This window comes from Micromonospora sp. NPDC049051, assembly GCF_043197575.1.
Lineage (GTDB): Bacteria > Actinomycetota > Actinomycetes > Mycobacteriales > Micromonosporaceae > Micromonospora.
Window position 1 is genome coordinate 266,264 of the sequence record NZ_JBICTL010000003.1, and the last position, 21,685, is coordinate 287,948.

The window sequence follows — 21,685 nt, forward strand, 5'->3', positions numbered from 1 at the left end:
CGGGACGATCGCAGGGGACAGCGGGTGGAGCGACCTCCGAATCTCGCCGCGGCCATCGACGCCGCCGCGGAGGCGCTCGTCGGTGTGCTCGACTCGGCGGTGCCCCGGCACCAGATGGCCGTCTCCCCGACGCAACTGCGCGTGCTGTCGTTGATCAGCGGGCGGCCGGAGACCAACGTCAACGGCCTGGCCGAGCTGCTGGACGTCGTGCCGTCCTCGGCGAGCCGGCTCTGCGACCGGCTGGAGGCCACGGGGCTGCTGCGCCGGGTGCCCGACCCCCGGGACCGGCGGGAGGTGCGGCTGGTGCCGACCGCCGCCGCCGAGTCGCTGCTGCGCGAGCTCCAGGAGCGCCGGCACCGGGCGGTGCAGGCCGTGCTGGACCGGATGCCCGCGCGGGCGCAGCACGAGTTGCTGCTGGCGCTGCTGGCCTTCGAGCACGCGGTGACCGCCGAGGCACCCGCCGATTCCTCGGTCCGCACGGCCTGACGCGTCGTTCCCGCCCGGCCCGCTGAGACCTCCGATCGTCCACCAGTGTCCTAGGACGCCCTAGCGGTAGTGACCTACCGCACAACGGCACCAGCCGCCGACGGCGGCACGACGCCGGAGCCGGGAGTGCTCACCGAGGGCCCGATATAGTGGCAGCGCGATCAGCCGGCCCGTGATCATCACGATCACGGGCCGTGTCAGGCGAAGGTCCCGTACGGGGACCGCAGGGGACGCCGGCGGGAGCCGGCCCGACAGCGCACCCGTTCTCCGCGCCGCCCCGTCCTCGGCCGGGCGGCGGAGCGCGTGTCGTGGAGGAGGTTCGGTGTCGCGTCCGCCGGCCGGGGGAGAGCACCCGGGTGTCAGCGCCGGCACGAGTGGTCCGCCCGTGGGCGACCGGATCGTCACGTTGCCGAACGTCATCAGCTTCGTCCGGCTGCTCGGCGTGCCGCTCTTCCTCTACCTGCTGCTCGTCGCGCGCGCCGACGTCGCCGCGGTCGTGGTGCTCGCCATCGGCGGCACCACGGACTGGGTCGACGGCTGGGTGGCGCGCCGGATGCGCCAGGTCAGCCGGCTGGGCGAGCTGCTCGACCCGCTCGCCGACCGGCTCTACATCCTCGCCACCCTGCTGGGCTTCACCGCGCGGGACGTGGTGCCCTGGCAGTTCACGGCGGCGCTGTTGGCCCGGGAACTGCTCCTGCTCGTCTCGCTGGGGGTGCTGCGTCGGCACGGGTACGGCCCGCCGCCGGTGCACTACGTGGGCAAGACCGCGACGTTCCTGTTGCTGGCCGCCTTCCCGGTCTTGCTGCTCGCCGCCGCGGTGCCGGCCACGGCGACCGTGGCGGGGGCGATCGGTTGGGGCCTGGCGTGGTGGGGGCTGGTGCTCTACTGGGCGGCCGGCGCGCTCTACGTGGCGCAGGCGGGCCGGCTGGTCAGGGCGGTACGGGCCGCCGGGGGAGCGCCGGCATGACGGCCGCGCCGGGCGACGGTCCGGGGCGCCCCGACCGGGTGTACGCCCCGGACTTCCTCACCGAACTGTTCCGCAACCCCTTGGATCCGGGGTACGCCGACGCGGCGGCCCGGCGTCGGGGGCGGCCGGAGCCGCCGGGGTGGCGGCGCCGGTCGGCGCGCTCGGTGAGCCTGGTGGTGGTGCTGCTGCTGGGTTTCCTGTTCGCGGTGGCGTACCGGCAGACGCTGGAGGCCGAGCCGGGGCGTAGTCAGGCGCGTTCCGGCCTGGTCGAGCAGATCAAGCAGCGGGAGACCGAGACCGACCGGTTGTCGGTGCGGGCCGACGAGCTGCGGGCGGAGGTGGCGCGGCAGCGGGAGGCGGCGCTGGGCGGTTCGGAGGCGGCGCGGTTGCGCAACCTGGAGGCGGGCACCGGCCTCGGGCGGGTGCGCGGTGACGGTGTCGTGGTGCGCCTCGCGGACGCGCCGCAGAATCCGGACGCGGTGACGGGCGCGGACGTGGGTCCGTCCCGGGTGATCTACAGCGATCTGCAGGGTGTGGCCAACGACCTGTGGGCGGCGGGGGCGGAGGCGATCGCGATCAACGGTCAGCGGTTGACGGCGATGTCGACGATCCGGTCGGCGGGGCAGGCGATCCTGGTGGACTACCGACCGGTGACGGGGCCGTACGAGGTGTCGGCGATCGGTCCGGGGTCGATGCGGGACCGGTACGAGGACAGCCGCAGCGCGTTGACGATGCGGAAGGTGGCGGAGGAGACCGGGTTGTCGTTCGGGGTGCGGGAGGCCGAGGACCTCACCCTGCCGGCTGCTCCGGACCCGCGGCTACGCTACGCGCAGCCCTCGGTGAGTCCGACGCCGTCGCCGTCGGGGGCCGAGCGTTCCGTCAGTCCCGGGCCGACCGGTTCGAGGACGTCTCCCAGCCCCTCCGGAGGTGGTCGATGATCGCGGTGCTGGCGTTGCTCGCCGGTGTGGTCCTCGGGGTGTGGCTCGACCCCACGGTGCCCACGGCGCTGCAGCCGTACCTGCCGATCGCGGTGGTGGCCGCGTTGGACGCGGTGTTCGGTGGGGTGCGGGCGAAGCTCGACCGGATCTTCGACGACAAGCAGTTCGTGGTGTCGTTCATCTCGAACGTGCTGGTGGCGGCGCTGATCGTGTACCTGGGTGACCAGTTGGGTGTGGGCGGTCAGCTGTCCACGGGCGTGGTGGTGGTTCTCGGGGTGCGGATCTTCGGAAACGTGGCGGCGATCCGTCGGCACCTGTTTCGGGCGTAGGTTGGTGGCGATGAGTAGCGAGGAGCACACCGAGACGGGTACGGGTTGGCCGCAGCCGGCGGGTCCGGGGCGGCCGGCCGGGGAGCCTGATCCGCGGCCGGACGCGCCGGATCCGGACGAGTTGAGCCCGTTGGCGCCGGAGCGGTCCGCGCCGTCGGTGGAGCCGCCGGTGCGGGAGCCCGAGGACGGCTCGACGGTGGATCTGAGTGGTGCCGCCGGTGCGGGTGCCGCCGGGCAGGCGGTGGCTGTGGGGGCACCGTGGCGGCGGGTGAGTTCGGCCGGGGTGATGATCGCGGCGTTGCTGGCGTTGCTGGGGTTCACGCTGGTGGTGCAGTTCAAGTCGACGTCGACGGATCCGACGGTGGGGGCGACGCGGCAGGAGGACCTGGTGCGGATCCTGTACGACCTGAATTCGCGGGAGGTCCGGCTGCGGCAGGACATCGCGACGCTGGAGGAGAGCCAGCGGCAGTTGCGGTCGGGTCAGCAGGGGCGGCAGGCGGCGTTGGAGGAGGCGACGCGGCGGGCCGACGAGTTGGGCATCCTGGCGGGGACGTTGCCGGCGACGGGGCCGGGTCTGTCGGTGCGGTTCGAGGCGGGTGAGAAGCCGATCTCGGCGTCGCGGGTGTTGGACGCGGTGCAGGAGTTGCGGGGTGCGGGCGCGGAGGCGATGCAGATCTCCGCTGGTGACCGGGCGACGGTGCGGATCATCGCGTCGACGTTCTTCCTGGACGGGGAGGGCGGGTCGTTGGTGGTGGACGGGCGTCGGTTGACGGGTCCGTACACGATCACGGTGATCGGTGATCCGGCGACGATGCGTACGGCGCTGAACATTCCTGGCGGGGTGGTGGCGTCGGTGGCGGGTGACGGCGGTAAGTTGATCGTCGAGGATCGTGAGGCTGCCGAGGTTTCGGCGCTGCACGCGCCGATCAAGCTGGAACACGCCCGTCCGGTCTCCTGACCGGCGCGGCTCGCGCCGGGTTTCCGGTGCGCCGATGGATGAAGGACGCGTCTGGTGATACCTGAGGATCTGCGGTATACCGCGGAGCACGAGTGGGTGGCGGGTGCCGGCGGCGGCACTGTCCGGGTCGGCATCACGCACTTCGCGCAGGACGCCCTGGGCGACATCGTGTATGTCCAGCTGCCTGATCCGGGTGCGGTGGTGGCGGCCGGTGAGTCGCTGGGTGAGATCGAGTCGACGAAGAGCGTGTCGGAGATCTACGCCCCGCTGAGCGGTACGGTGTCGGCGCGCAACGAGGCGCTTGGCGACACTCCTGAGCTGATCAACACTGAGCCGTACGGTGCGGGTTGGTTGTTGGAGATCGCTCTGGATGATCCGGCGGCGGTCGATGGTCTGCTGTCCGCGGACGCGTATCGTGAGCTCACCGAGAGCTGAGTGTGTCCCCTTCGGGCGTGGCGGGTGTTCCGCGCGTCCGGTTGCCCTGCATTTCGGCGCTGGCTAGGCTCGCCCAGTCGACCGAGAACCCAATAGTTCAGCGTTGCGGAATTGCCTTTCCGGGCACGGGGAGCCAGCCGCCGGGTGTTGGAGTGCCCGGCGGCCAGACCCGCCATTACCCGACGCCGACCGAACAGATCCGTGAGGTGGTCCCATGACGCGCCCAGACGACGAGTTCCCCCCACTCGACGTCACTTCGACGCTCAATCTCGGTTCGCTCGACGAAGTGCTGGAGGGGCCGGACACCGATGTGGTGCCGAGCCGGATGTCCGGTTCGTTGCCGCCGGGTATGGCGCTGCTGGTGGTTCGCCGGGGTCCGAACGCGGGTGCCCGGTTCCTGTTGGATCACGATGTGACGACGAGTGGTCGTCACCCGGACAGTGACATCTTCCTCGATGACGTGACGGTGTCGCGGCGGCACGCCGAGTTCCACCGTGACGGTGGGACGTTCACGGTGCGGGACGTGGGGAGCCTGAACGGCACGTACGTGAACCGGGAGCGGGTCGAGGCGGCCACGTTGAGCAATGGTGACGAGGTGCAGATCGGCAAGTTCCGGGTGGTGTTCATCGCCGGTCCGCGTCCCGAGGAGGGGGCCGGCCGGGGGTGAACGAGCCTGCGGCTTCCACGCCGCCCGAGGCGGCCCGTGCGCGCCCGCTGATGAGTATCGGTGAGGTGCTGGGTCAGCTGCGGGTTGATTTCCCGGACGTGACCATTTCGAAGTTGCGGTTCCTCGAGGCCGAGGGTCTGGTGGAGCCGCAGCGGACGGCGGCGGGTTACCGGAAGTACAGCTGGGACGATGTGGCGCGGTTGCGGTTCGTGTTGACCGCGCAGCGGGACCAGTATCTGCCGTTGCGGGTGATCCGTGATCAGTTGGCGCAGTGGGACGCGTCCGGGGAGTCGCCGGGTCGGCAGCGGCCGACGTTGGTGGCGGTGGGTCCGGACGGTGAGGTTCCGGGGCGGGTGCCGGAGGAGCCGGCCGGGTCGCCGCAGGTGCGGCTCGGCCGGTTGGATCTGGTGGCGCGGAGCGGGATCGACGAGTCGACGCTGGGCGAGTTGGAGCGTCTCGGTGTGGTGGTGTCGGATCCGCCGGGTTGGTACGACGACGATGCGTTGATCATCGCGCGGGCGGTGGCGGGTCTGGCGGCGTACGGGTTGGAGCCGCGGCATCTGCGGGCGTTCCGGACGGCGGCGGATCGGGAGGCCGGTCTGTTCGCGCAGTTGGTGACGCCGTTGGCGCGGCAGAGTGATCCGGCGGCGCGGGCGCGTGCGGCGGAGACGGCGCGGGAGTTGGTGGCGTTGTCGCAGCAGTTGCATGCGGCGTTGGTGCGGGTGGGGTTGCGTTCGACGTTGGGTCGGTGATCCGGCGGGGGCCGTGCGGAAAGATCTTCCCCGGGAAGCGTGTCGTAGGCTTGCCGGGGTAACCCCTTTCTGGCGCGGGCGTGGTGCGGGTAGCGCATGGGACGGCCGTGTCGCGGTCCGTGTACCGTGCAGGGAAGGGCGCGGTGCGGCGTAGGTGACAACGACACGGAGGCGTCGGTGCGCGAGCTGAGCGTGGTCGGAGTTCGGGTGGAGCTGCCCAGCAACCAGCCGATCGTCCTGCTCAGGGAGGTCGAGGGTGACCGTTATCTGCCGATCTGGATCGGCGCGGTCGAGGCGACGGCGATCGCCTATGAGCAGCAGGGGGTCAAGCCGGCCCGGCCGCTGACCCATGATCTTCTGCGGGACGTGTTGGCGGCGTTGAAGGCGCCGTTGCAGGCGGTGGAGATCACCGAGTTGAAGGAGAACGTCTTCTACGCCGATCTGTTGCTCGGTGACGGGGTGCGGGTCTCCGCGCGGCCGAGTGATTCCATCGCGTTGGCGTTGCGGGTCGGTGCGCCGATTCGTTGTGCGGAGGAGGTCCTCAGCGAGGCGGGGATCGTCATTCCGGACGAGCAGGAGGACGAGGTGGAGAAGTTCCGCGAGTTCCTGGACCAGGTGCGTCCGGAGGATTTCGCCGGCTGATCGCGGCCTTCTGCGGGGCGTCACTTTCGGTGACGTTCCGGTGCGGTGGGTGATCTTCGTTTGTCGTGGTGCGGCGTGTCGCGACGTTTCCTGCGGGGCAATCTTTCAAGGCGGCTATAGGGTTGCCGTGTCGAGGGGTGCACACGTTGCGGAAGCGGCGTGTCACCGCACTGGCGGGGAGGTTGTCCGGATGCACGAGCCGCGAGATTTCGATCCGGGTACGGAGCTGGACGAGCCGGGTGTGGCGCCGCCGGGTTGGGCGACCGAGGGTGACGGTGCCGTGGGGTACCGGGGTGTGACGGCCTGCCACGCCGTGGGGATCAGTTACCGCCAGTTGGATTACTGGGCCCGCACCGGGTTGGTGGTGCCGGGTGTGCGCGACGCTTCGGGTTCGGGCACGCAGCGGTTGTATTCGTTCCGGGACCTGGTGGTCCTGAAGGTGGTGAAGCGCCTGCTGGACGCCGGGGTGTCGTTGCAGAACATCCGGAAGGCGATCGAGGCGTTGCGGTCGCGTGGGGTGGCGGACCTGGCGGGCATCACGTTGATCTCCGATGGTACGACCGTGTACGAGTGCCGGTCGCCGGAGGAGGTGGTCGACCTGTTGCAGGGTGGCCAGGGCGTGTTCGGCATCGCGATCGGTGGGGCGTTCAAGGAGATCCAGGGTTCGTTGTCGCACCTGCCGTCGGAGCCGGCGACGTCGGTGGAGCCGCAGGTGGCGGCTGATCCGGTGGGTGACGAGTTGGCGGCGCGTCGGGCGCGTCGTCGGGCTGGTTGATCGCCGGAGGCAGGCCGGGGTTTGCCTCGTTGGCGCCCTGAGGGACAGCCGTTGCGGTGATGTCCAATCTGGCCCTGCTCGGAGGCAATTGTCGACAGTGGACGCCTTGGGCACGAGTCGCCTTGTTGACAGTCATTGCGTCACCGTGAATCCTGTTGTGCGGCGTTCACGATCTTCTACGTGCATATCACTCCCGGTGATGTGCCGGAGCGGTTCGGCGAACCTGTACGGACGACGTAGAAGGCGATGGCGACGCCTGCCCGACGATCGGATTTGAACGAGAGTGCAGACTGACTATCACGTCGACGCAATGGTCTTGGATGCCAGGGAGCGTGTCGCGGACGGCGGCGCGTCGGGCTGTCCGGTGGCTCACGCCTCCTGGCCGCAGGAACCCCTGGTGGAGGACGTCGCGGCGGAGGCCGTCGAGTTCTTGCAGCTTTACCACGCGGAGCGACGGCTGCCGGGGCTGATCGGGCGGATCGCGCAGGTCCGGGAGGAGATCGCGCTGACCGGCACGTACCGGCACACCACGGAGGAGTTGGCGTACGGGGCCAAGGTGGCCTGGCGGCAGTCGGTGCGTTGCGTGGGGCGGGTCCGGTGGGCGGGGTTGAAGGTCCGGGACCGGCGTGAGGTGACGACGGTGGCGGGCATCTCGCAGGAGTTGGCGCGGCACCTGGCGGTGGCGGACAACGGTGGGCGGATCCAGTCGGTGATGACGGTGTTCGCGCCCGACCGGCCAGGGGTGGGGCCGCGGGCGCGGATCTGGAACGACCAGTTGATCCGGTACTGCGGGCATCGGACGGACGACGGGTCGGTGCGGGGTGATCCGGCGCAGGTGGCGATGACCGATGCGGTGCGGCGCCTGGGGTGGCGTCCGCCGGCGGTACCGGGTCGGTTCGACCTGTTGCCATGGGTGATCGAGACGGCGTACGAGGATCCGACGGTGGTGGAGGTGTCCCGGGACCTCGTTCGGGAGGTCGCCCTGGTGCATCCGGAGTATCCGTGGTTCGAGGATCTGCGGCTGCGCTGGCATGCTCTGCCGGTGATCAGCAACATGCGCTTGCGGATCGGTGGGGTGGACTACAGCTGCGCTCCCTTCAACGGTCACTATCTGAGTGATGAGATCGGTACCCGCAACATGGGTGACCGGGACCGCTACGACCAGTTGCTGCCGGTGGCCCGCGGGCTGGGGTTGGACACCTCCCGCACGGACAATCTGTGGCGCGAGCACGCCGTGTTGGTGATCAACCAGGCGGTGTTGCACTCGTTCCGGCTGGCCGGTGTGCGGGTGTCGGATCCGCACACCGAGTCGGAGCAGTTCATGAGGTTCTGTGAGTTCGAGGAGCGGGCGGGTCGGCCGGTGCATGGTGACTGGTCGTGGCTCAACGGCAGTGTGGGGTGGGCGGCGTTGCATGCCGTGCACCACCGCTACTACGACGAGAGGATCCCGAACCCGAACCTGTGGCAGGCGGAGCGTGCGTACGGGGCGGCGGGTGTGTCGCAGCCGACCCTGCGGCAGCGTCATGACGTCGCTCGTCGGCAGGAGGGCTGAGGCATGGATATCGCGGCGTTACGTCAGAGTTGGGCCCAGCTCTGCGTGGCCGGTCCGGAGGCGGCGAAGCACTTCTACGCGACGTTGTTCGTGATCGCGCCCGAGGTCCGCACGATGTTCCCCACCAACATGGAGTACCAGCAGGACAAGTTGCTCGCGGCGTTGGGGCATGTCATCACCCACATCGACGACGAGGCGGTGGTGATGTCGTTCGCGCAGCGGTTGGGGGCCGACCACCGCCGGTTCCAGGGGCAGGACCGGCAGGGTCGGCCGGTGCCGATGGCGGAGTGGCACTACAGCCAGGTCGGGCAGGCGCTGCTGTTGACGTTGGAGCGGTTCCTGGGGCCGCGGTGGACGCCGGAGCTGCGTACGGAGTGGGCCGCGGCGTACGAGTTGGTGTCGCGGTTGATGCTGGCCGGGGCCGCGGAGGCGGTGCGGTCGTCGCCGCCGTACTGGGAGGCGGAGGTGGTGAGGGTGCAGCGGCGGCGGTCCGACGTGTGTGTGTTCACGGTCCGCCCGAACTATCTGTGCGAGTACCTGCCGGGGCAGTCGTTGCCGGTGCAGGTGCCGCAGTTGCGGACGTGGCGCTATCTGTCGCCGGCGAACGCGCCACGACCGGACGGGACGATCGAGTTCCACGTCCGCGCCACGGGACGGTTCTCCACCCATCTGGTGCGCAAGGTGCGCGAGGGCGACCGATTGTTGTTGGGGTTGCCGGTGGGTGAGGCGTTGTCGTCGTACGACCGGTCACCGCACCTGCCGCTGCTGCTGGTGGCCGGGGGCACCGGGCTGGCGCCGTTGCGGGCGGTGGTGGAGGCGTTGCAGCGGGGACCGGGGCGTCCGACGACTCTGGTGGTGGGCGGCAAGACGCCCGACGACCTGTATGACGACCGGGTGTTGCGGGAATTGGCGGCGATGCCGCCGGCGGGGTCGTGGCGCTCCGGTGAGGTCGGTGGCTGGCTCCGTTACGTGCCGACGGTGGAGAGCGGCTGGCAGTGGCAGGGTGCGATCGGTACGGCCGCTCACACCGCGGCGCGGTTGGGTCCGTGGCGGGACACCGACGTGCTCGTGTGCGGCAGTCCGGAGATGACCCGGGAGACGGTCAGCGCCCTGGTCTCGTCGGGGGTGACGCCGGAGCGGATCCTGACCGAAAGTTACGATCACTCCCTCTACCCACCACTGGCGAGCGCGGCTCCCGCCGCACCGCGCGACTTGAGTTGGACAGGTGCGCGATGAGCATCGATCACGGTGACCGGGTGGTCGCCGATCCGCACGGTGAGCTGACCCGGTCGGTGGCCGCGTTGGAGGCGCGCCGGTTTCGGGGCGGCCGGTGGCTGTCGGCCGACGAGGTCGCCGGCTTGGCCCGGTCGGCGGACGAGCGGGTGGCGTTGCTGGGTGGTGAGGTGAACCGGCTGCGGCGGGAGAACGAGGCCCTGGCGCGGCAGGTGGAGATGTTGCGCCACGGCGCGTTGCCGAGCACCGCCCCGCAGGGCCCGGACCCGATGGTGATCGAGTTGGCGGTGCGGGCGCAGGACGAGGCGAACCGGACGATCAGTGAGGCCAGCGCGGAGGGCGCGGAGATCATCGCCGACGCGCGGCGTCAGGCCCAGGAGATCATCGCGGAGGCGCACGTGGTGGCCGGGGATGTTGCCGGCCTGGCGGGGGACGAGGGGTTGCCGCGGCGGGTGCGGGAGTTGGAGGGCCGGCAGGCGGCGTTGGCGGCGGCGTTGGCGGCGGCGCAGCAGCACCTGAGCCGGTGGCAGGCGCACCTGTCGCAGCAGTCGGAGCAGTTGCGCACCGACGCGGCTGCTGCCGGGGAGGTCAGCGCGCAACTGCGGGCCGTGCTCGGCGAGTAGCGGCGTCCGGTCCCGTCGGCGGCGGGGTCAGTGCCGGTCGACGGCGGCGACGGCGTCGGCGATGGGGGTGTCGCCGCCGACGACTTCGAGGATCGTGCCGGCGCTGTGCGGGTGGTAGAGCAGTGCGACCAGCAGCCGGGCGACGTCGGTGCGGGTGACGGCGCCTGCGGGTACGTGCCGGGCGAGGGTGATCCGTCCGGTGGGTGGGTCGTCGGTGAGGCGGCCGGGACGCAGGATCGTCCAGTCGAGGTCGCGGCCGGTGAGGTCGTCCTCGGCGGCCTTCTTCGCCCGTAGGTACGCGGTGAACACCTCGTCGGTGCCGGCGGGTGGTTCGTGTTCGACGCCCATGGCGGACAGCAGCAGGTAGCGGCGGACGTTGGCGCGTTGCGCGGCGTCGGCGAGCAGGACAGCGCCGGCGCGGTCGACGGTGTCCTTGCGGGCGGCGCCGCTGCCGGGGCCGGCGCCGGCGGCGAAGCAGACGGCGTCGGCGTCGTGCAGGTGTTCGGCGAGTTCGTCGACGCCGGTGTGTTCGAGGTCGGCGACGACGGGGTGGGCGCCGGCGGCGCGGAGTGCGGCGGCGTGGTCGGGGTTGCGGATCAGGCCGACGGCGGTGTCGCCGCGGCCGGCGAGTTCGCGGTGGGCCAGTTGGGCGATCTTGCCGTGTCCTCCGGCGATGACGACGCGCATACCGTCAACCTAGCCGCCGTCCGGCTGCGGCGCCTGCGGACGGCGTGGGCCGCGCCGGCCGCCACCGTCCCGGCGCACCAGTCACCGCCACACCCGCCCGGCACCCGCGGACGCCGTTCGCCGGTGGCCGGAGTCTGAGGCAGCATGGACGGGTGACGGAGACGGTCGACGCGCTGGCGGCCCTGGTGGCCGGTGGTGGTGTCGTGGTGTTGAGTGGGGCGGGCCTGTCCACCGAGTCGGGCATCCCGGACTACCGGGGGCCCAGCGGTACGGCGCGGCGGCACACCCCGATGACGTATCAGGTGTTCACGGGTGACGTCGCGGCGCGGCGGCGCTACTGGGCGCGTAGTCATCTGGGGTGGCGGGTGATCGCGCGGGCGGCCCCGAACGAGGGGCATCGGGCGGTGGCGCGTCTGGAACGTGCCGGGTTGGTCGAGGGGATCATCACGCAGAACGTGGACGGATTGCACACCGCCGCGGGTAGTTCGGGGGTGGTGGAGTTGCACGGCCGCCTCGACGAGGTGGTGTGTCTGGGCTGCGGCAACCGGACGTCGCGGGAGGAGTTGGACCGGCGGCTGCGGGAGGCGAATCCGGGTTTCGGGGCGCGGGTCGCGGCGGTGAATCCGGACGGTGACGTGGATCTCGCCGACGACGAGGTGGCCGCGTTCCGTACGGTCGACTGCGCGTTCTGTCGGGTCGGTGTGTTGAAGCCGGATGTGGTGTTCTTCGGTGAGACGGTGCCGGCGGCGCGGGTGGCCCGCTGTTTCGACCTGGTGGCGCGGGCGCGGTTGTTGTTGGTGCTGGGGTCGTCGTTGACGGTGATGTCGGGTCGCCGGTTCGTGGTGCGGGCGGCGAAGCTGGGTGTTCCGGTGGTGATCGTCAACCAGGGGCCGACGCGGGGTGACGGGTACGCGGCGTTGACCGTCGACGCGCCGTTGGGTCGGCTGTTGCCGGCGGTGGCGCAGCGGGTGGCCGGCGGGGTGTTGCCGGTGGGTTGACGGGCGTGGGTCGGTGGCGGCCTGTCGGGGTGTGGGTCGGGGGGCGCTGGTAGCGTTGACCATGCCGGTAGCACCCACGTGGGAGAGACCGCCCGACGGCATTGCGGGCGGCGCCGAAGGGGCAAATCCTCCCCGGAACCTCTCAGGCAAAAGGACCTCGTGGGCAGGCACTGTGGAGCGCCTCGCGGGCGCGACAGAGGGGGAGGCCGACCTGTCGACCTCGCCCCCCGGGAGCGCCGCCCATGACCGTAGAGCAGTTCGCCGACCGCCACATCGGCCCGGACCCGGACGACGAGCGCCGGATGTTGGAGGCCGTCGGCTACGGCTCGGTCGAGGAGCTGATGGACGCGGCGATTCCCGAGGTGATCCGTTGGCACGGGACGCTGGATCTGCCGGAGCCGGCCAGCGAGCACGACGCGCTGGCCGAGCTGCGGGCGTTGGCGGCCCGCAACACGGTGGCGGTGTCGATGATCGGGTTGGGGTACCACGGCACGCACACCCCGGCGGTGATCCGCCGTAACGTGCTGGAGTCCCCGGCCTGGTACACGGCGTACACGCCGTATCAGCCGGAGATCAGTCAGGGGCGGCTGGAGGCGTTGCTGAACTTCCAGACCATGGTCTGCGATCTGACCGGGTTGGCGACGGCGAACGCGTCGATGCTCGACGAGGCCACGGCCGCGGCCGAGGCGATGACGCTGGCGCGGCGGGCGTCGAAGAGCAGGAGCGCGGTGTACGTGGTCGACGCCGACACGCTGCCGCAGACCATCGCGGTGATCACCAGTCGGGCCGAGCCGCTCGGCATCGACGTGCGGGTCGTCGACACGGGGCGCGACGAGTTGCCGGCGGAGTTCTTCGGCCTGCACCTGCAGTACCCGGGGGCGTCGGGGGCGGTGCGCGATGACGCCCGGCTCGTCGGGGCCGCCCACGAGGTCGGGGCGTTGGTGACCGTGGCGGCGGACCTGCTGGCGCTGACGCTGCTGCGCGCGCCGGGGGAGATCGGCGCCGACATCGTCGCCGGCACCACGCAGCGGTTCGGGGTGCCGATGGGTTTCGGTGGGCCGCACGCCGGCTATCTGGCGGTGCGGGCGGGGTTGGAGCGGATGCTGCCGGGCCGGCTGGTGGGGGTGTCGCGTGACGCGGACGGCAATCCGGCGTACCGGCTGGCGTTGCAGACCCGGGAGCAGCACATCCGGCGGGAGAAGGCGACGAGCAACATCTGCACGGCGCAGGTGCTGCTGGCGGTGATGGCCGGCATGTACGCCGTCTACCACGGTCCGGACGGGCTGCGGGGGATCGCCCGGCGTACGCATGACATGGCGGTGCGGTTGGCGGCGACGCTGCGGGGCCTCGACGGCGTCGAGGTGGTGCACGAGGCGTTCTTCGACACGGTGCTGGTGCGGGTGCCCGGCAATGCGGAGGCGGTCGTCGCCGACGCCGCGGCCCGGGGTGTGAACGTGCGGCTGGTCGACGCCGACCACGTGGGGGTGTCGTGCGACGAGACGACCACGCTGGCGCACCTGCGTACGGTGTGTGCGGCGTTCGGGGCGACGCGGGGCGGTCGGGCGGTGCCGGTGGTGGACGGGCCGGTCGGGCAGGCGTTGCCGGCGGCGTTGGCCCGTACGTCGGACTTCCTCACCCACACGGTGTTCCGCAGCCACCATTCCGAGACGGCGATGCTGCGTTACCTGCGGCGGTTGTCGGACTTCGACTACGCCCTGGACCGGGGGATGATCCCGCTCGGGTCGTGCACGATGAAGCTCAACGCCACCACCGAGATGGAGCCGGTGAGTTGGCCGGAGTTCGCCCACATCCACCCGTTGGCGCCGGACGCGCAGACGTCCGGCTACCGGGAGATGATCTCCCAGTTGGAGGGGTGGCTGGCGGAGGTGACGGGCTACGACGCGGTGAGCGTGCAGCCCAACGCCGGGTCGCAGGGTGAGTTGGCGGGTCTACTGGCGATCCGCGCCTACCACCGGGACCGGGGTGAGGGGCACCGGGACGTGTGTCTGATCCCGTCGTCGGCGCACGGCACCAACGCGGCGAGCGCGGTGATGGCCGGCATGCGGGTCGTGGTGGTGGGCTGCGACGACGGGGGCAACATCGACCTGGTGGACCTCGACGCGAAGATCGACAAGCATCGGGACGCCCTCGCGGCGATCATGGTGACGTACCCGTCGACGCACGGGGTGTACGAGACGGGCATCGCGTCGCTGTGCGCGAAGGTCCACGACGCCGGCGGGCAGGTGTACGTCGACGGGGCGAACCTCAACGCGCTGGTCGGGTTCGCCCGGCCCGGCAGGTTCGGGGCGGACGTGTCGCACCTGAACCTGCACAAGACGTTCTGCATTCCGCACGGCGGTGGTGGGCCGGGGGTGGGTCCGGTGGGGGTGCGGGCGCACCTGGCGCCGTTCCTGCCGGGTGATCCGCTGGGTGTGCGCGTCGACGGCCGGCCGGCGATCTCGGCGGCCCGGCACGGGTCGGCGGGGATCCTGCCGATCCCGTGGGCGTACCTGCGGATGATGGGCGCGGCGGGGCTGGTGCGGGCCACCGGGGTGGCGGTGCTGGCGGCGAACTACGTGGCGGCGCGGCTGCGCGGGCACTTCCCGGTGCTGTACGCGGGCAACAAGGGCCTGGTGGCGCACGAGTGCATCCTGGACCTGCGGCCGCTGACGAAGGCGACGGGCGTGAGCGTGGACGACGTGGCGAAGCGGCTGATCGACTACGGGTTCCACGCGCCGACGATGTCGTTCCCGGTGGCGGGGACGCTGATGGTGGAGCCCACCGAGAGTGAGGACCTGGCGGAGCTGGACCGGTTCTGCGACGCGATGATCGCCATCCGTGGGGAGATCGACAGGGTGGGTGCGGGGGAGTGGCCGGCCGGCGGCAACCCTCTTGCGAACGCGCCGCACACCGCGGCGATGGTGTCCGGGGACGAGTGGCCGCATCCGTACCCGCGGTCGGTGGGCGCGTACCCGGGCGGGGTGCAGCGGGCCGGGAAGTACTGGCCGCCGGTGCGGCGCATCGACGGCGCGTACGGCGACCGGAACCTGGTGTGTTCCTGCCCGGCGCCGGAGGCGTTCGAGAGCTGACGTCGCGTGACGCCGGGGCGGGCGTGGTGCCGCCCCGGCGGGTGCGCCGACCTGGGCGGGGGTGTCCCGACCGGGGGACTAGCCTGGATCGGCGCGTCTGAGATGCGTGACGCAGGGTGACGGAGTCAGGCGACGAGGGCGTGTCGGGCCGGGCCGCGGTGGGGGGCGATGCTGCTGCCGTCGGGGAGGAGTTCGCCGGTGTCCTCGAAGACGATGACACCGTTGCAGAGCAGGCTCCAGCCCTGCTCAGGGAAGCAGGCGAGGACCCGGGCGGCATCCCGGTCGGTCGCTTCGGCGGAGGGGCAGGTGGGTTGGTGCTGGCACATCGGGATCTCCGGACTGTGGGGGCACTGTGTCATGGTTCACATGACCAGTGACGCACAGTACCAAGCGAAAGCGGCCCGCATCGAGCAGGTATGCGCGTCGTTTCACCGAAATCCACTGAACGGATGAGGGCTCATGGGCCGGACGGCGTGGAAACGCTCCCACGGGTAGGGGTCGACGTGCCGGGCGCGCCGGCCGCCTGCCGCCGTACGCTCGTCGAGCGGGCCCGCTGGCAGTGGCGGCCCGCCGACGGCGGGGACCCGGCGGCGCAGGCCGAGCAGTTCCTCGCCGCGCACGGCCTGCCGCTGCACGACCTGGCCCGCCCCGCCCCCCGCCACGACCCGGCCGGAGTGTGCGGGGCCGCCCTCTACGTCTCCGCCGCCGCCGGCGCCGCCCTGACCGGCGGGCCGAGCGGCGCGCCCAACCCCGTGGCCACGCTGCCGGAGCTCGCCGTGGTCGTCTACGGCCACGCCCCGGCCGCGCCGCCCCCTGCCACGCCACCCGCGGCGCGGTGGTGGCGCGGCACCTTCGTGGAGAGCTGGTCGCCACGCCAGCACGCCGAGGCCGTGCGCGCCGTGCGCGCGGCCATCGGCCGCGGCGACGTCTACCAGGTCAACCTCGTCGGGCACGCCGCCGCCCGCTACACCGGCGACCCCCTGCCGGCCCTGAGCCGGCTGGCCGCGCTGCCCGGCGCCCGCTACGGCGGCACCCTCACCGGGGCGGGCTGGGCGATCGGCTGTGCCAGCCCCGAGACCCTCGTGGAGCTGACCGACGGCCGGCTGATCACCAGGCCCATCAAGGGCACCCGGCCCGCCACCACCGCCGGACGCGCCGAACTGCTCGCCTCGGCCAAGGAACGCGCCGAGCACGTGATGATCGTCGACCTGGAACGCAACGACCTGGCCCGCGTGGCGCGCACCGGCAGCGTGCGCGTCGACGAACTGTTCGCCGTACGCCGCTGGTGCGACCTGTGGCAGGCGGAGTCGACGGTGTCGGCGGCGGTCGCCGACGGGCTCGGCCTGGCGGACCTGCTACGCGCGGTCTGCCCCGGCGGCTCGGTCACCGGCGCCCCGAAGCTCGCCGCCCTGGAGCACGTCGCCGCGCTGGAGCCGGTCGGTCGCGGCGCCAGCATGGGCGCCCTCGGCTGGGTCGCCCCGGGACGCCTCGACCTGGGCCTGACCATCCGCACCGCCGCCATGGACGCCGAGCGGGTGCACGTCTGGGCGGGCGGGGGCATCACGTGGGGCAGCGACCCCGACGCCGAGGTCGCCGAGGCCGCCGCGAAGGCCGCCCCGGTGCGCGCGGCGCTCGGCGGCCGCTGAACGGTACCGCCAACGCTCGCGCGAGCCTGTCAGCGGCGGTCGGCGAAGTCGTCCAGCGCCGCCACGACCCGCTCCGCCATGCCGTTGGCGGAGCCGTGTCCGGCGGCCTCCAGCAGCTCCAGCCGGGCGTCGGGCCAGGCCTGCGCCAGCTGCCAGGCCACCTCCGGCGGGCTGCTGATGTCGAGCCTGCCGTGCAGGAGCACGCCGGGGATGCCGGCCAGCCGCCCCGCCTCGCGCAGCAGTTGCCCCTCCGGCAGGAAACACCCGTTGCGCCAGTAGTGGGTGACCAGCCGCGCCTGCAACATCCGGAACACCGGGTCGTCGTAGCGGGGGTCGGGCCGGTGCCCGGGGGCGGTGGCGACGTGGGTGTCCTCCCAGTCGCACCACTGCCGCGCGGCCCGCTCGCGTACCGCCGGGTCCGGGTCGGCCAGCAGCCGGGCGTACGCGTCGGCCAGGTCGCCGTCGCGGTCGGCCGGCGGCACACCGTCACGGAAGCGCGCCCACTCGGCGGGGAAGATCCGCCCCATCTCCCGGGTGAGCCACCCGATCTCCCGGCGGGTGCCGGCGGTGACGCTGAACAGCACCATCTCGCTGACCCGCCGCGGGTGCCGCTGCGCGTACGCCAGGGCGAGGGAGGCGCCCCACGACGCGCCGAGTACCAGCCACCGCCGCACGCCGAGGTGCTCGCGCAGCAGCTCGATGTCGGCGATCAAATGGTCGGTGGTGTTGGTGGACAGGTCCACGGCCGGGTCGGCGGCGTGCGGGGTGCTGCGGCCGCAGCCGCGCTGGTCGAACAGGGTCACCCGGTAGCGGGCCGGGTCGAAGAAGGTCCGCCAGCCGGGCGTGCAGCCGGAGCCGGGCCCGCCGTGCAGCACCACGGCCGGCTTGCCGTCGGGATTGCCGCAGGTCTCCCAGTAGACGCGCTGCCCGTCGCCGACGTCGAGCATTCCCTGCGCGTACGGCTCGACCGCCTGGTAGCGCTGCGCCATCGTCGTGTCCTCCTCATCCCCGATACAACAGCGCTGTTACATTAGCGGGTGTGGTGGACGTACCGGAACGTGAGGCCCTGGGCACCCTGCTGCGGCACGTACTCGAGGTGCTCGACGGCGACGTGGCCACCGTCTACGCCGAACGGGGCCTGGCCGACTACCGGCCCCGGTTCTCGGTGCCGCTGCGGGTGCTGCGCGCCGACGGGCCACTGCCCATCCGCGACCTGGCCCGCCGGGTCGGGGTCACCCACTCGGCGGCCAGCCAGACCGTCGCGCAGATGGCCCGCGCCGGCCTGGTCGAGCTGACCGCGGGGGCGGACGCCCGGCAACGCATCGTGCACCTGGCCGAGCGGGCCCACGAGCTGCTGCCGCTGATCGAGGCGGAGTGGGCGGCGACGACCGCCGCGATTCGTGACCTCGACGCGGAACTGTCGGTCCCACTGGCCGACCTGCTCCAGGAGGTCCTCGCCGCGGTGCGCCGACGGCCACTGCGGCAACGCATCGCCGACGCGGGCCTGCCACCGCCGACCTGACCGCCACACCCCGCAGCCGCCGCACCCACCGACCGGCCCCCGGTCCGCGCGGACCGTACGGCATACGGTACGGCGCACGCTACAGTGCCGGCATGACGACCGAGTACAGCGGCACCGGCGACCCCGCGCGCAGCCTCGCCCTGCTCTGGCGCACCCGCGAACGCACCAGCCGCAAGGGCCGACCCGACCTGTCCGTGGACCGGATCGTGCGCGCCGCCGTCGAGGTGGCCGACACCGAGGGCCTCGCCGCCCTGTCCATGCGCCGCGTCGCCGAACGCCTCGGCGTGGGCACCATGTCCCTCTACACCCACGTGCCCGGCAAGGGCGAACTGCTCGACGTCATGCTCGACACCGTCTACGGCGAGACCACCCGCCCCGACGACGTGCCCGGCGGCTGGCGCGGCCGGCTCACCCACATCGCCGGCGACACCTGGGCGCTCTACCTGCGCCACCCCTGGCTGCTCCAGGTCGCCACCACCCGCCCCCCGCTGGGCCCCAACGTCATCGCCCGCTACGAGTACGAACTGCGCGCCGTCGACGGCATCGGCCTGACCGACCTCGAGATGGACGCCGTCGTCACCCTCGTCTCCGGCTACGTCCACGGTGCCGTACGCAGCGCCGTGGAGACCGCCCAGGCCGCCGCGCGCACCGGCATGACCGAGCAGCAGTGGTGGCACGCCCACGCCCCCTACCTGGAGAAGGCCCTCGACCCGCGCCGCTACCCCCTCGCCGCGCGCGTCGGCACCGCCGCCGGCCAGGAACACCAGGCCGCCGCCGACCCCCACGGGGCGTTCGAGTTCGGCCTGGCCCGCATCCTCGACGGCATCGAGGTGCTCGTCGCCGCCCGCCCGCACGCCGCCGGGTCCACGGGCGACCGATAACCTTGCCGGCATGACGATGCGCCCCATCAGGATCATCGGTGACCCCGTGCTGCGTACCCCCAGCGAGCCGGTCACCAGCTTCGACGCCGAACTGCGCGCCCTGGTCACCGACCTGATGGACACCCTGCTCGGCGCGCCCGGACGCGCCGGCGTCGCCGCCCCCCAGATCGGCGTCAACGTGCAGGTGTTCGTCTACGACGCCGACGGTCACCGCGGGCACCTGGTCAACCCGACGCTGGAGCTGTCGGAGGAACTCCAGGACGACGACGAGGGCTGCCTGTCGATCCCCGGGCTCTACTTCCCGACCACGCGCGCCCTGCACGCCACCGCCCACGGCTTCGACCAGCACGGCGAGCCGCTGAGCATCTCGGGCAGCGGCTTCCTCGCCCGGGCCCTGCAACACGAGACCGACCACCTCGCCGGGCGCCTCTACGTCGACACCCTGCGCGGCGACACCCGCCGCAAGGCGCTGCGGGAGATCCGCGCCGGCCGCTTCGACTCGCCCCGCCGCCACGCCTGACCCGCCCGCACACGACCCCCGGCGCCGACCGACCCCGGCGGCGGGGGTCGTGCCCCGGCTCACCCGGCGGCGTGGGCGCGCAGCGCGTACTCGCCGTAGTCGGCCACCCGGGTGAAGCCCAGCCGTCCGTAGAGCCGCACCGCCGCCGCGTTGTCCGCCTTCACGTTGAGCGTCACGTGCGTGACGTGCTCGCGCAGCCGCCGGCACAGCGTGGCCACCACCGCGGCGGCCAGGCCCCGCCCGCGCCACCCGGGATGGGTGGTCACGTTGCCCAGCGCCGCCACCCGGTACGCGGGGGAGAACACGTGCACCCCGGCGACCGCCACCAGCTCACCGCCGAGGCGCAGACCCACGTACTGGCCGGTGTCGAGCATCCGCGGGTCGAACCAGTTGCCCGGGTACGCCACGTCGTACAGCCGGCGCAGGGTCGGCAGGTCACCGGCGTCCAGGACCGTGCCGGCCGGGTCCACGGCCGCCAGCCGCGCCGGATCGGTCAGTGCCATCCGGTGGTGCGGGCCGGCGGCGTCCATCCGGAACGCCGGGGCCAGGGCCGACTCCACGCCGGGGGAGAGGTGCGCCCACAGGCGGGCCGGCAGCACCGGCGCCAGCTGGCGCAGCAGCGCCGCCAGCCGGTCGGCCCGGGACGGGGCCGCGAACGCCAGCAACGTGGGCGTCTCGGCGCCGTGGTAGAGCAGCGCCACCTCCTCGCCCTGACGAAACCAGCAGGTGTACGGCCAGAAGAAGTCGTCCAGGTCACCCAACTGGTACGCGTGCAGCACCGGGTCCCGCCCGAGCAGAGCGGCGAGGACGGCCCGGTCGTGTTCGGCGCGCACCGGCATCCGCCGATGATCACACACCAGTCTGCGTGCTCCTCAGCAGCCCGACGCGGGGGCCGCGTCCTCGGCGGGGAGGTTGTCGTGCGCCCACCGGCCCAACGCGTGCAGCACCGGCAGCAGTGCCGCGCCCGGCTCGGTGAGCTCGTAGCTCACCCCCACCGGGGGCCCCTGCCGGACCGTCCGGTTGACCAGCCCGAGGCGGGCGAGCTCGCCCAGCCGGTCGGAGAGCACCGACTCGCTGATCCCGGGCAGGGCGCGGGTCAACTCCGCGAACCCGGCCGGCCCGTCGGCGAGGGTGCTCAGGAGCATGCCGTTCCACCGCTTGCCGAGCAACGCGAAGGCCCGGGCGACGCCCCCGTCACACGTGCGGGGCGTGGCGCCCACCTGCGGCCTGACCGTCATGACCCCAGGATACGGGGGAGATCGCCGAAACCTTTGAGCTACTAAAAAGCTAGCTGCTACCGTTATCGAAGTCATGTGAGCCGATCACCCTGGAGACACCCGATGACCGACACCCACACGCCCCTGATCAACCTCGACCCCCACGCCCAGGCGCTGCTGTTCACCGACGCCCGCACCGCCAACACCTTCACCGACGAACCCGTCACCGACGAACACCTGCACGCCATCTACGAACTCGCCAAGTACCCGCCCACCGCCGCCAACACCCAACCCCTGCGCATCCTCTACGTCCGCCCCGGCGAGGGACGCACCCGCCTCGTCACCCACATGAACGAAGGCAACCGCGCCAAGACCGCCACCGCACCCATGGTCGCCGTCCTCGCCGCCGACACCGACTTCCACGAACACATCCCGCACGTGTTCCCCGTCCGGCCCCAGATGCGCGACGACCTCGCCCCCAACCCCGACGCCCGCGAGCGCATGGCCCGCTTCAACGCCACCCTCCAGATCGGCTACTACCTGCTCGCCGTACGCGCCGCCGGCCTCGCCGCCGGCCCCATGGCCGGCTTCGACGCCGCCGCCATCGACCGCGAGTTCTTCGCCGACAGCACCTGGAAGACCCTGCTCGTGGTCAACATCGGCCGCCCCGGCGAGAACGCCTGGTTCCCGCGCCTGCCCCGCCTCGACTACACCGACGTCGTCCGGCACGCCTGAACGACCCGCACACCCAGTGGGTGGCGCGCCCCC

At 72.2% G+C, this 21,685-nt stretch carries 25 protein-coding genes and 1 riboswitch; of the genes, 20 read left to right on the plus strand and 5 right to left on the minus strand.

Annotated elements, in window-relative coordinates:
• Positions 1-24: 24 nt before the first annotated feature.
• From ACGFIR_RS13390 to ACGFIR_RS13450, 13 genes are all read left to right on the plus strand, one after another.
• A complete protein-coding gene (locus ACGFIR_RS13390; RefSeq protein WP_393007655.1) occupies positions 25-486 on the plus strand; it encodes a MarR family transcriptional regulator in 462 nt (153 codons plus the stop codon).
• Between the two features lie 385 nt (positions 487-871).
• Complete coding sequence (locus ACGFIR_RS13395) at positions 872-1,453, plus strand: CDP-alcohol phosphatidyltransferase family protein (RefSeq protein ID WP_393007964.1); 582 nt, start codon at positions 872-874, stop codon at positions 1,451-1,453.
• Positions 1,450-2,391 (plus strand): DUF881 domain-containing protein, encoded by a 942-nt coding sequence (locus ACGFIR_RS13400; protein ID WP_393007657.1) that lies wholly within the window; start codon positions 1,450-1,452, stop codon positions 2,389-2,391. The genes ACGFIR_RS13395 and ACGFIR_RS13400 overlap by 4 nt, the downstream gene beginning before the upstream one ends.
• The gene (locus tag ACGFIR_RS13405) at positions 2,388-2,720 is read left to right on the plus strand and encodes a small basic family protein (protein WP_334608167.1); all 333 of its coding nucleotides are present in this window, start codon (positions 2,388-2,390) and stop codon (positions 2,718-2,720) included. The genes ACGFIR_RS13400 and ACGFIR_RS13405 overlap by 4 nt, the downstream gene beginning before the upstream one ends.
• Positions 2,721-2,730: 10 nt before the next feature.
• Entirely contained in the window at positions 2,731-3,678 is a 948-nt protein-coding gene (locus ACGFIR_RS13410; RefSeq protein WP_393007659.1) for a DUF881 domain-containing protein, read from the plus strand.
• 54 nt (positions 3,679-3,732) lie between these two features.
• Complete coding sequence (gene gcvH / locus ACGFIR_RS13415) at positions 3,733-4,113, plus strand: glycine cleavage system protein GcvH (RefSeq protein ID WP_393007661.1); 381 nt, start codon at positions 3,733-3,735, stop codon at positions 4,111-4,113.
• Positions 4,114-4,327: 214 nt separating this feature from the next.
• A complete protein-coding gene (locus tag ACGFIR_RS13420; RefSeq protein WP_089000305.1) occupies positions 4,328-4,780 on the plus strand; it encodes an FHA domain-containing protein in 453 nt (150 codons plus the stop codon).
• Positions 4,781-4,830: 50 nt separating this feature from the next.
• Positions 4,831-5,532, plus strand: a complete 702-nt coding sequence (locus ACGFIR_RS13425) for a MerR family transcriptional regulator (protein ID WP_393007663.1) — start codon at positions 4,831-4,833, stop codon at positions 5,530-5,532.
• Between the two features lie 177 nt (positions 5,533-5,709).
• Positions 5,710-6,174 carry a bifunctional nuclease family protein gene (locus ACGFIR_RS13430; protein ID WP_132237713.1) on the plus strand — a complete coding sequence of 155 codons (465 nt, stop codon included), beginning with the start codon at positions 5,710-5,712 and terminating at the stop codon, positions 6,172-6,174.
• Between the two features lie 190 nt (positions 6,175-6,364).
• Positions 6,365-6,949 carry a MerR family transcriptional regulator gene (locus ACGFIR_RS13435; RefSeq protein WP_393007665.1) on the plus strand — a complete coding sequence of 195 codons (585 nt, stop codon included), beginning with the start codon at positions 6,365-6,367 and terminating at the stop codon, positions 6,947-6,949.
• Positions 6,950-7,259: 310 nt separating this feature from the next.
• Complete coding sequence (locus ACGFIR_RS13440; protein ID WP_393007667.1) at positions 7,260-8,501, plus strand: nitric oxide synthase oxygenase; 1,242 nt, start codon at positions 7,260-7,262, stop codon at positions 8,499-8,501.
• A gap of 3 nt (positions 8,502-8,504) precedes the next feature.
• On the plus strand, positions 8,505-9,737 hold the full coding sequence (locus ACGFIR_RS13445) for a globin domain-containing protein (protein ID WP_393007669.1): 1,233 nt from the start codon (positions 8,505-8,507) through the stop codon (positions 9,735-9,737).
• Positions 9,734-10,357 (plus strand): hypothetical protein, encoded by a 624-nt coding sequence (locus ACGFIR_RS13450; protein WP_393007671.1) that lies wholly within the window; start codon positions 9,734-9,736, stop codon positions 10,355-10,357. The genes ACGFIR_RS13445 and ACGFIR_RS13450 overlap by 4 nt, the downstream gene beginning before the upstream one ends.
• 27 nt (positions 10,358-10,384) lie before the next feature.
• On the opposite strand, the gene ACGFIR_RS13455 is transcribed toward ACGFIR_RS13450, so the two are convergent.
• On the minus strand, positions 10,385-11,044 hold the full coding sequence (locus ACGFIR_RS13455; protein ID WP_393007673.1) for an NAD(P)H-binding protein: 660 nt from the start codon (positions 11,042-11,044) through the stop codon (positions 10,385-10,387).
• 152 nt (positions 11,045-11,196) lie between these two features.
• On the opposite strand from ACGFIR_RS13455, the gene ACGFIR_RS13460 reads away from it, so the two are divergent.
• Positions 11,197-12,042 (plus strand): NAD-dependent protein deacetylase, encoded by an 846-nt coding sequence (locus tag ACGFIR_RS13460; protein WP_393007675.1) that lies wholly within the window; start codon positions 11,197-11,199, stop codon positions 12,040-12,042.
• Between the two features lie 69 nt (positions 12,043-12,111).
• Positions 12,112-12,210: riboswitch (glycine riboswitch) on the plus strand.
• Between the two features lie 74 nt (positions 12,211-12,284).
• Positions 12,285-15,131: an aminomethyl-transferring glycine dehydrogenase gene (gcvP, locus tag ACGFIR_RS13465; RefSeq protein ID WP_393145048.1), complete on the plus strand. Its 2,847-nt coding sequence runs from the start codon at positions 12,285-12,287 to the stop codon at positions 15,129-15,131.
• Between the two features lie 125 nt (positions 15,132-15,256).
• Here the strand turns inward: gcvP and ACGFIR_RS13470 are convergent, their stop codons facing one another.
• Positions 15,257-15,457: a DUF5999 family protein gene (locus ACGFIR_RS13470; RefSeq protein WP_151456036.1), complete on the minus strand. Its 201-nt coding sequence runs from the start codon at positions 15,455-15,457 to the stop codon at positions 15,257-15,259.
• A gap of 90 nt (positions 15,458-15,547) precedes the next feature.
• Here ACGFIR_RS13470 and ACGFIR_RS13475 point away from each other — a divergent pair, with 90 nt between their 5' ends.
• Positions 15,548-16,777: a chorismate-binding protein gene (locus tag ACGFIR_RS13475; protein WP_393145050.1), complete on the plus strand. Its 1,230-nt coding sequence runs from the start codon at positions 15,548-15,550 to the stop codon at positions 16,775-16,777.
• Positions 16,778-16,806: 29 nt separating this feature from the next.
• Here ACGFIR_RS13475 and pip read toward each other — a convergent pair whose 3' ends face one another.
• Entirely contained in the window at positions 16,807-17,766 is a 960-nt protein-coding gene (gene pip / locus ACGFIR_RS13480; protein WP_393007681.1) for a prolyl aminopeptidase, read from the minus strand.
• 50 nt (positions 17,767-17,816) lie between these two features.
• Here pip and ACGFIR_RS13485 point away from each other — a divergent pair, with 50 nt between their 5' ends.
• The 3 genes from ACGFIR_RS13485 to def all read left to right on the plus strand — a co-directional run bounded on the left by ACGFIR_RS13485 (position 17,817) and on the right by def (position 19,700).
• Complete coding sequence (locus tag ACGFIR_RS13485; protein WP_393007683.1) at positions 17,817-18,299, plus strand: MarR family winged helix-turn-helix transcriptional regulator; 483 nt, start codon at positions 17,817-17,819, stop codon at positions 18,297-18,299.
• A 92-nt stretch (positions 18,300-18,391) separates the two neighbouring features.
• Positions 18,392-19,180 (plus strand): TetR/AcrR family transcriptional regulator, encoded by a 789-nt coding sequence (locus ACGFIR_RS13490; protein WP_393145052.1) that lies wholly within the window; start codon positions 18,392-18,394, stop codon positions 19,178-19,180.
• A gap of 10 nt (positions 19,181-19,190) precedes the next feature.
• Positions 19,191-19,700: a peptide deformylase gene (gene def, locus ACGFIR_RS13495; RefSeq protein WP_393145054.1), complete on the plus strand. Its 510-nt coding sequence runs from the start codon at positions 19,191-19,193 to the stop codon at positions 19,698-19,700.
• A 59-nt stretch (positions 19,701-19,759) separates the two neighbouring features.
• Here def and ACGFIR_RS13500 read toward each other — a convergent pair whose 3' ends face one another.
• The gene (locus ACGFIR_RS13500; protein WP_393007689.1) at positions 19,760-20,539 is read right to left on the minus strand and encodes a GNAT family N-acetyltransferase; all 780 of its coding nucleotides are present in this window, start codon (positions 20,537-20,539) and stop codon (positions 19,760-19,762) included.
• A gap of 33 nt (positions 20,540-20,572) precedes the next feature.
• Complete coding sequence (locus ACGFIR_RS13505; RefSeq protein WP_393007691.1) at positions 20,573-20,938, minus strand: winged helix-turn-helix transcriptional regulator; 366 nt, start codon at positions 20,936-20,938, stop codon at positions 20,573-20,575.
• A 102-nt stretch (positions 20,939-21,040) separates the two neighbouring features.
• On the opposite strand from ACGFIR_RS13505, the gene ACGFIR_RS13510 reads away from it, so the two are divergent.
• Complete coding sequence (locus ACGFIR_RS13510; protein ID WP_393007693.1) at positions 21,041-21,652, plus strand: malonic semialdehyde reductase; 612 nt, start codon at positions 21,041-21,043, stop codon at positions 21,650-21,652.
• The last annotated feature ends 33 nt before the right edge of the window (positions 21,653-21,685 follow it).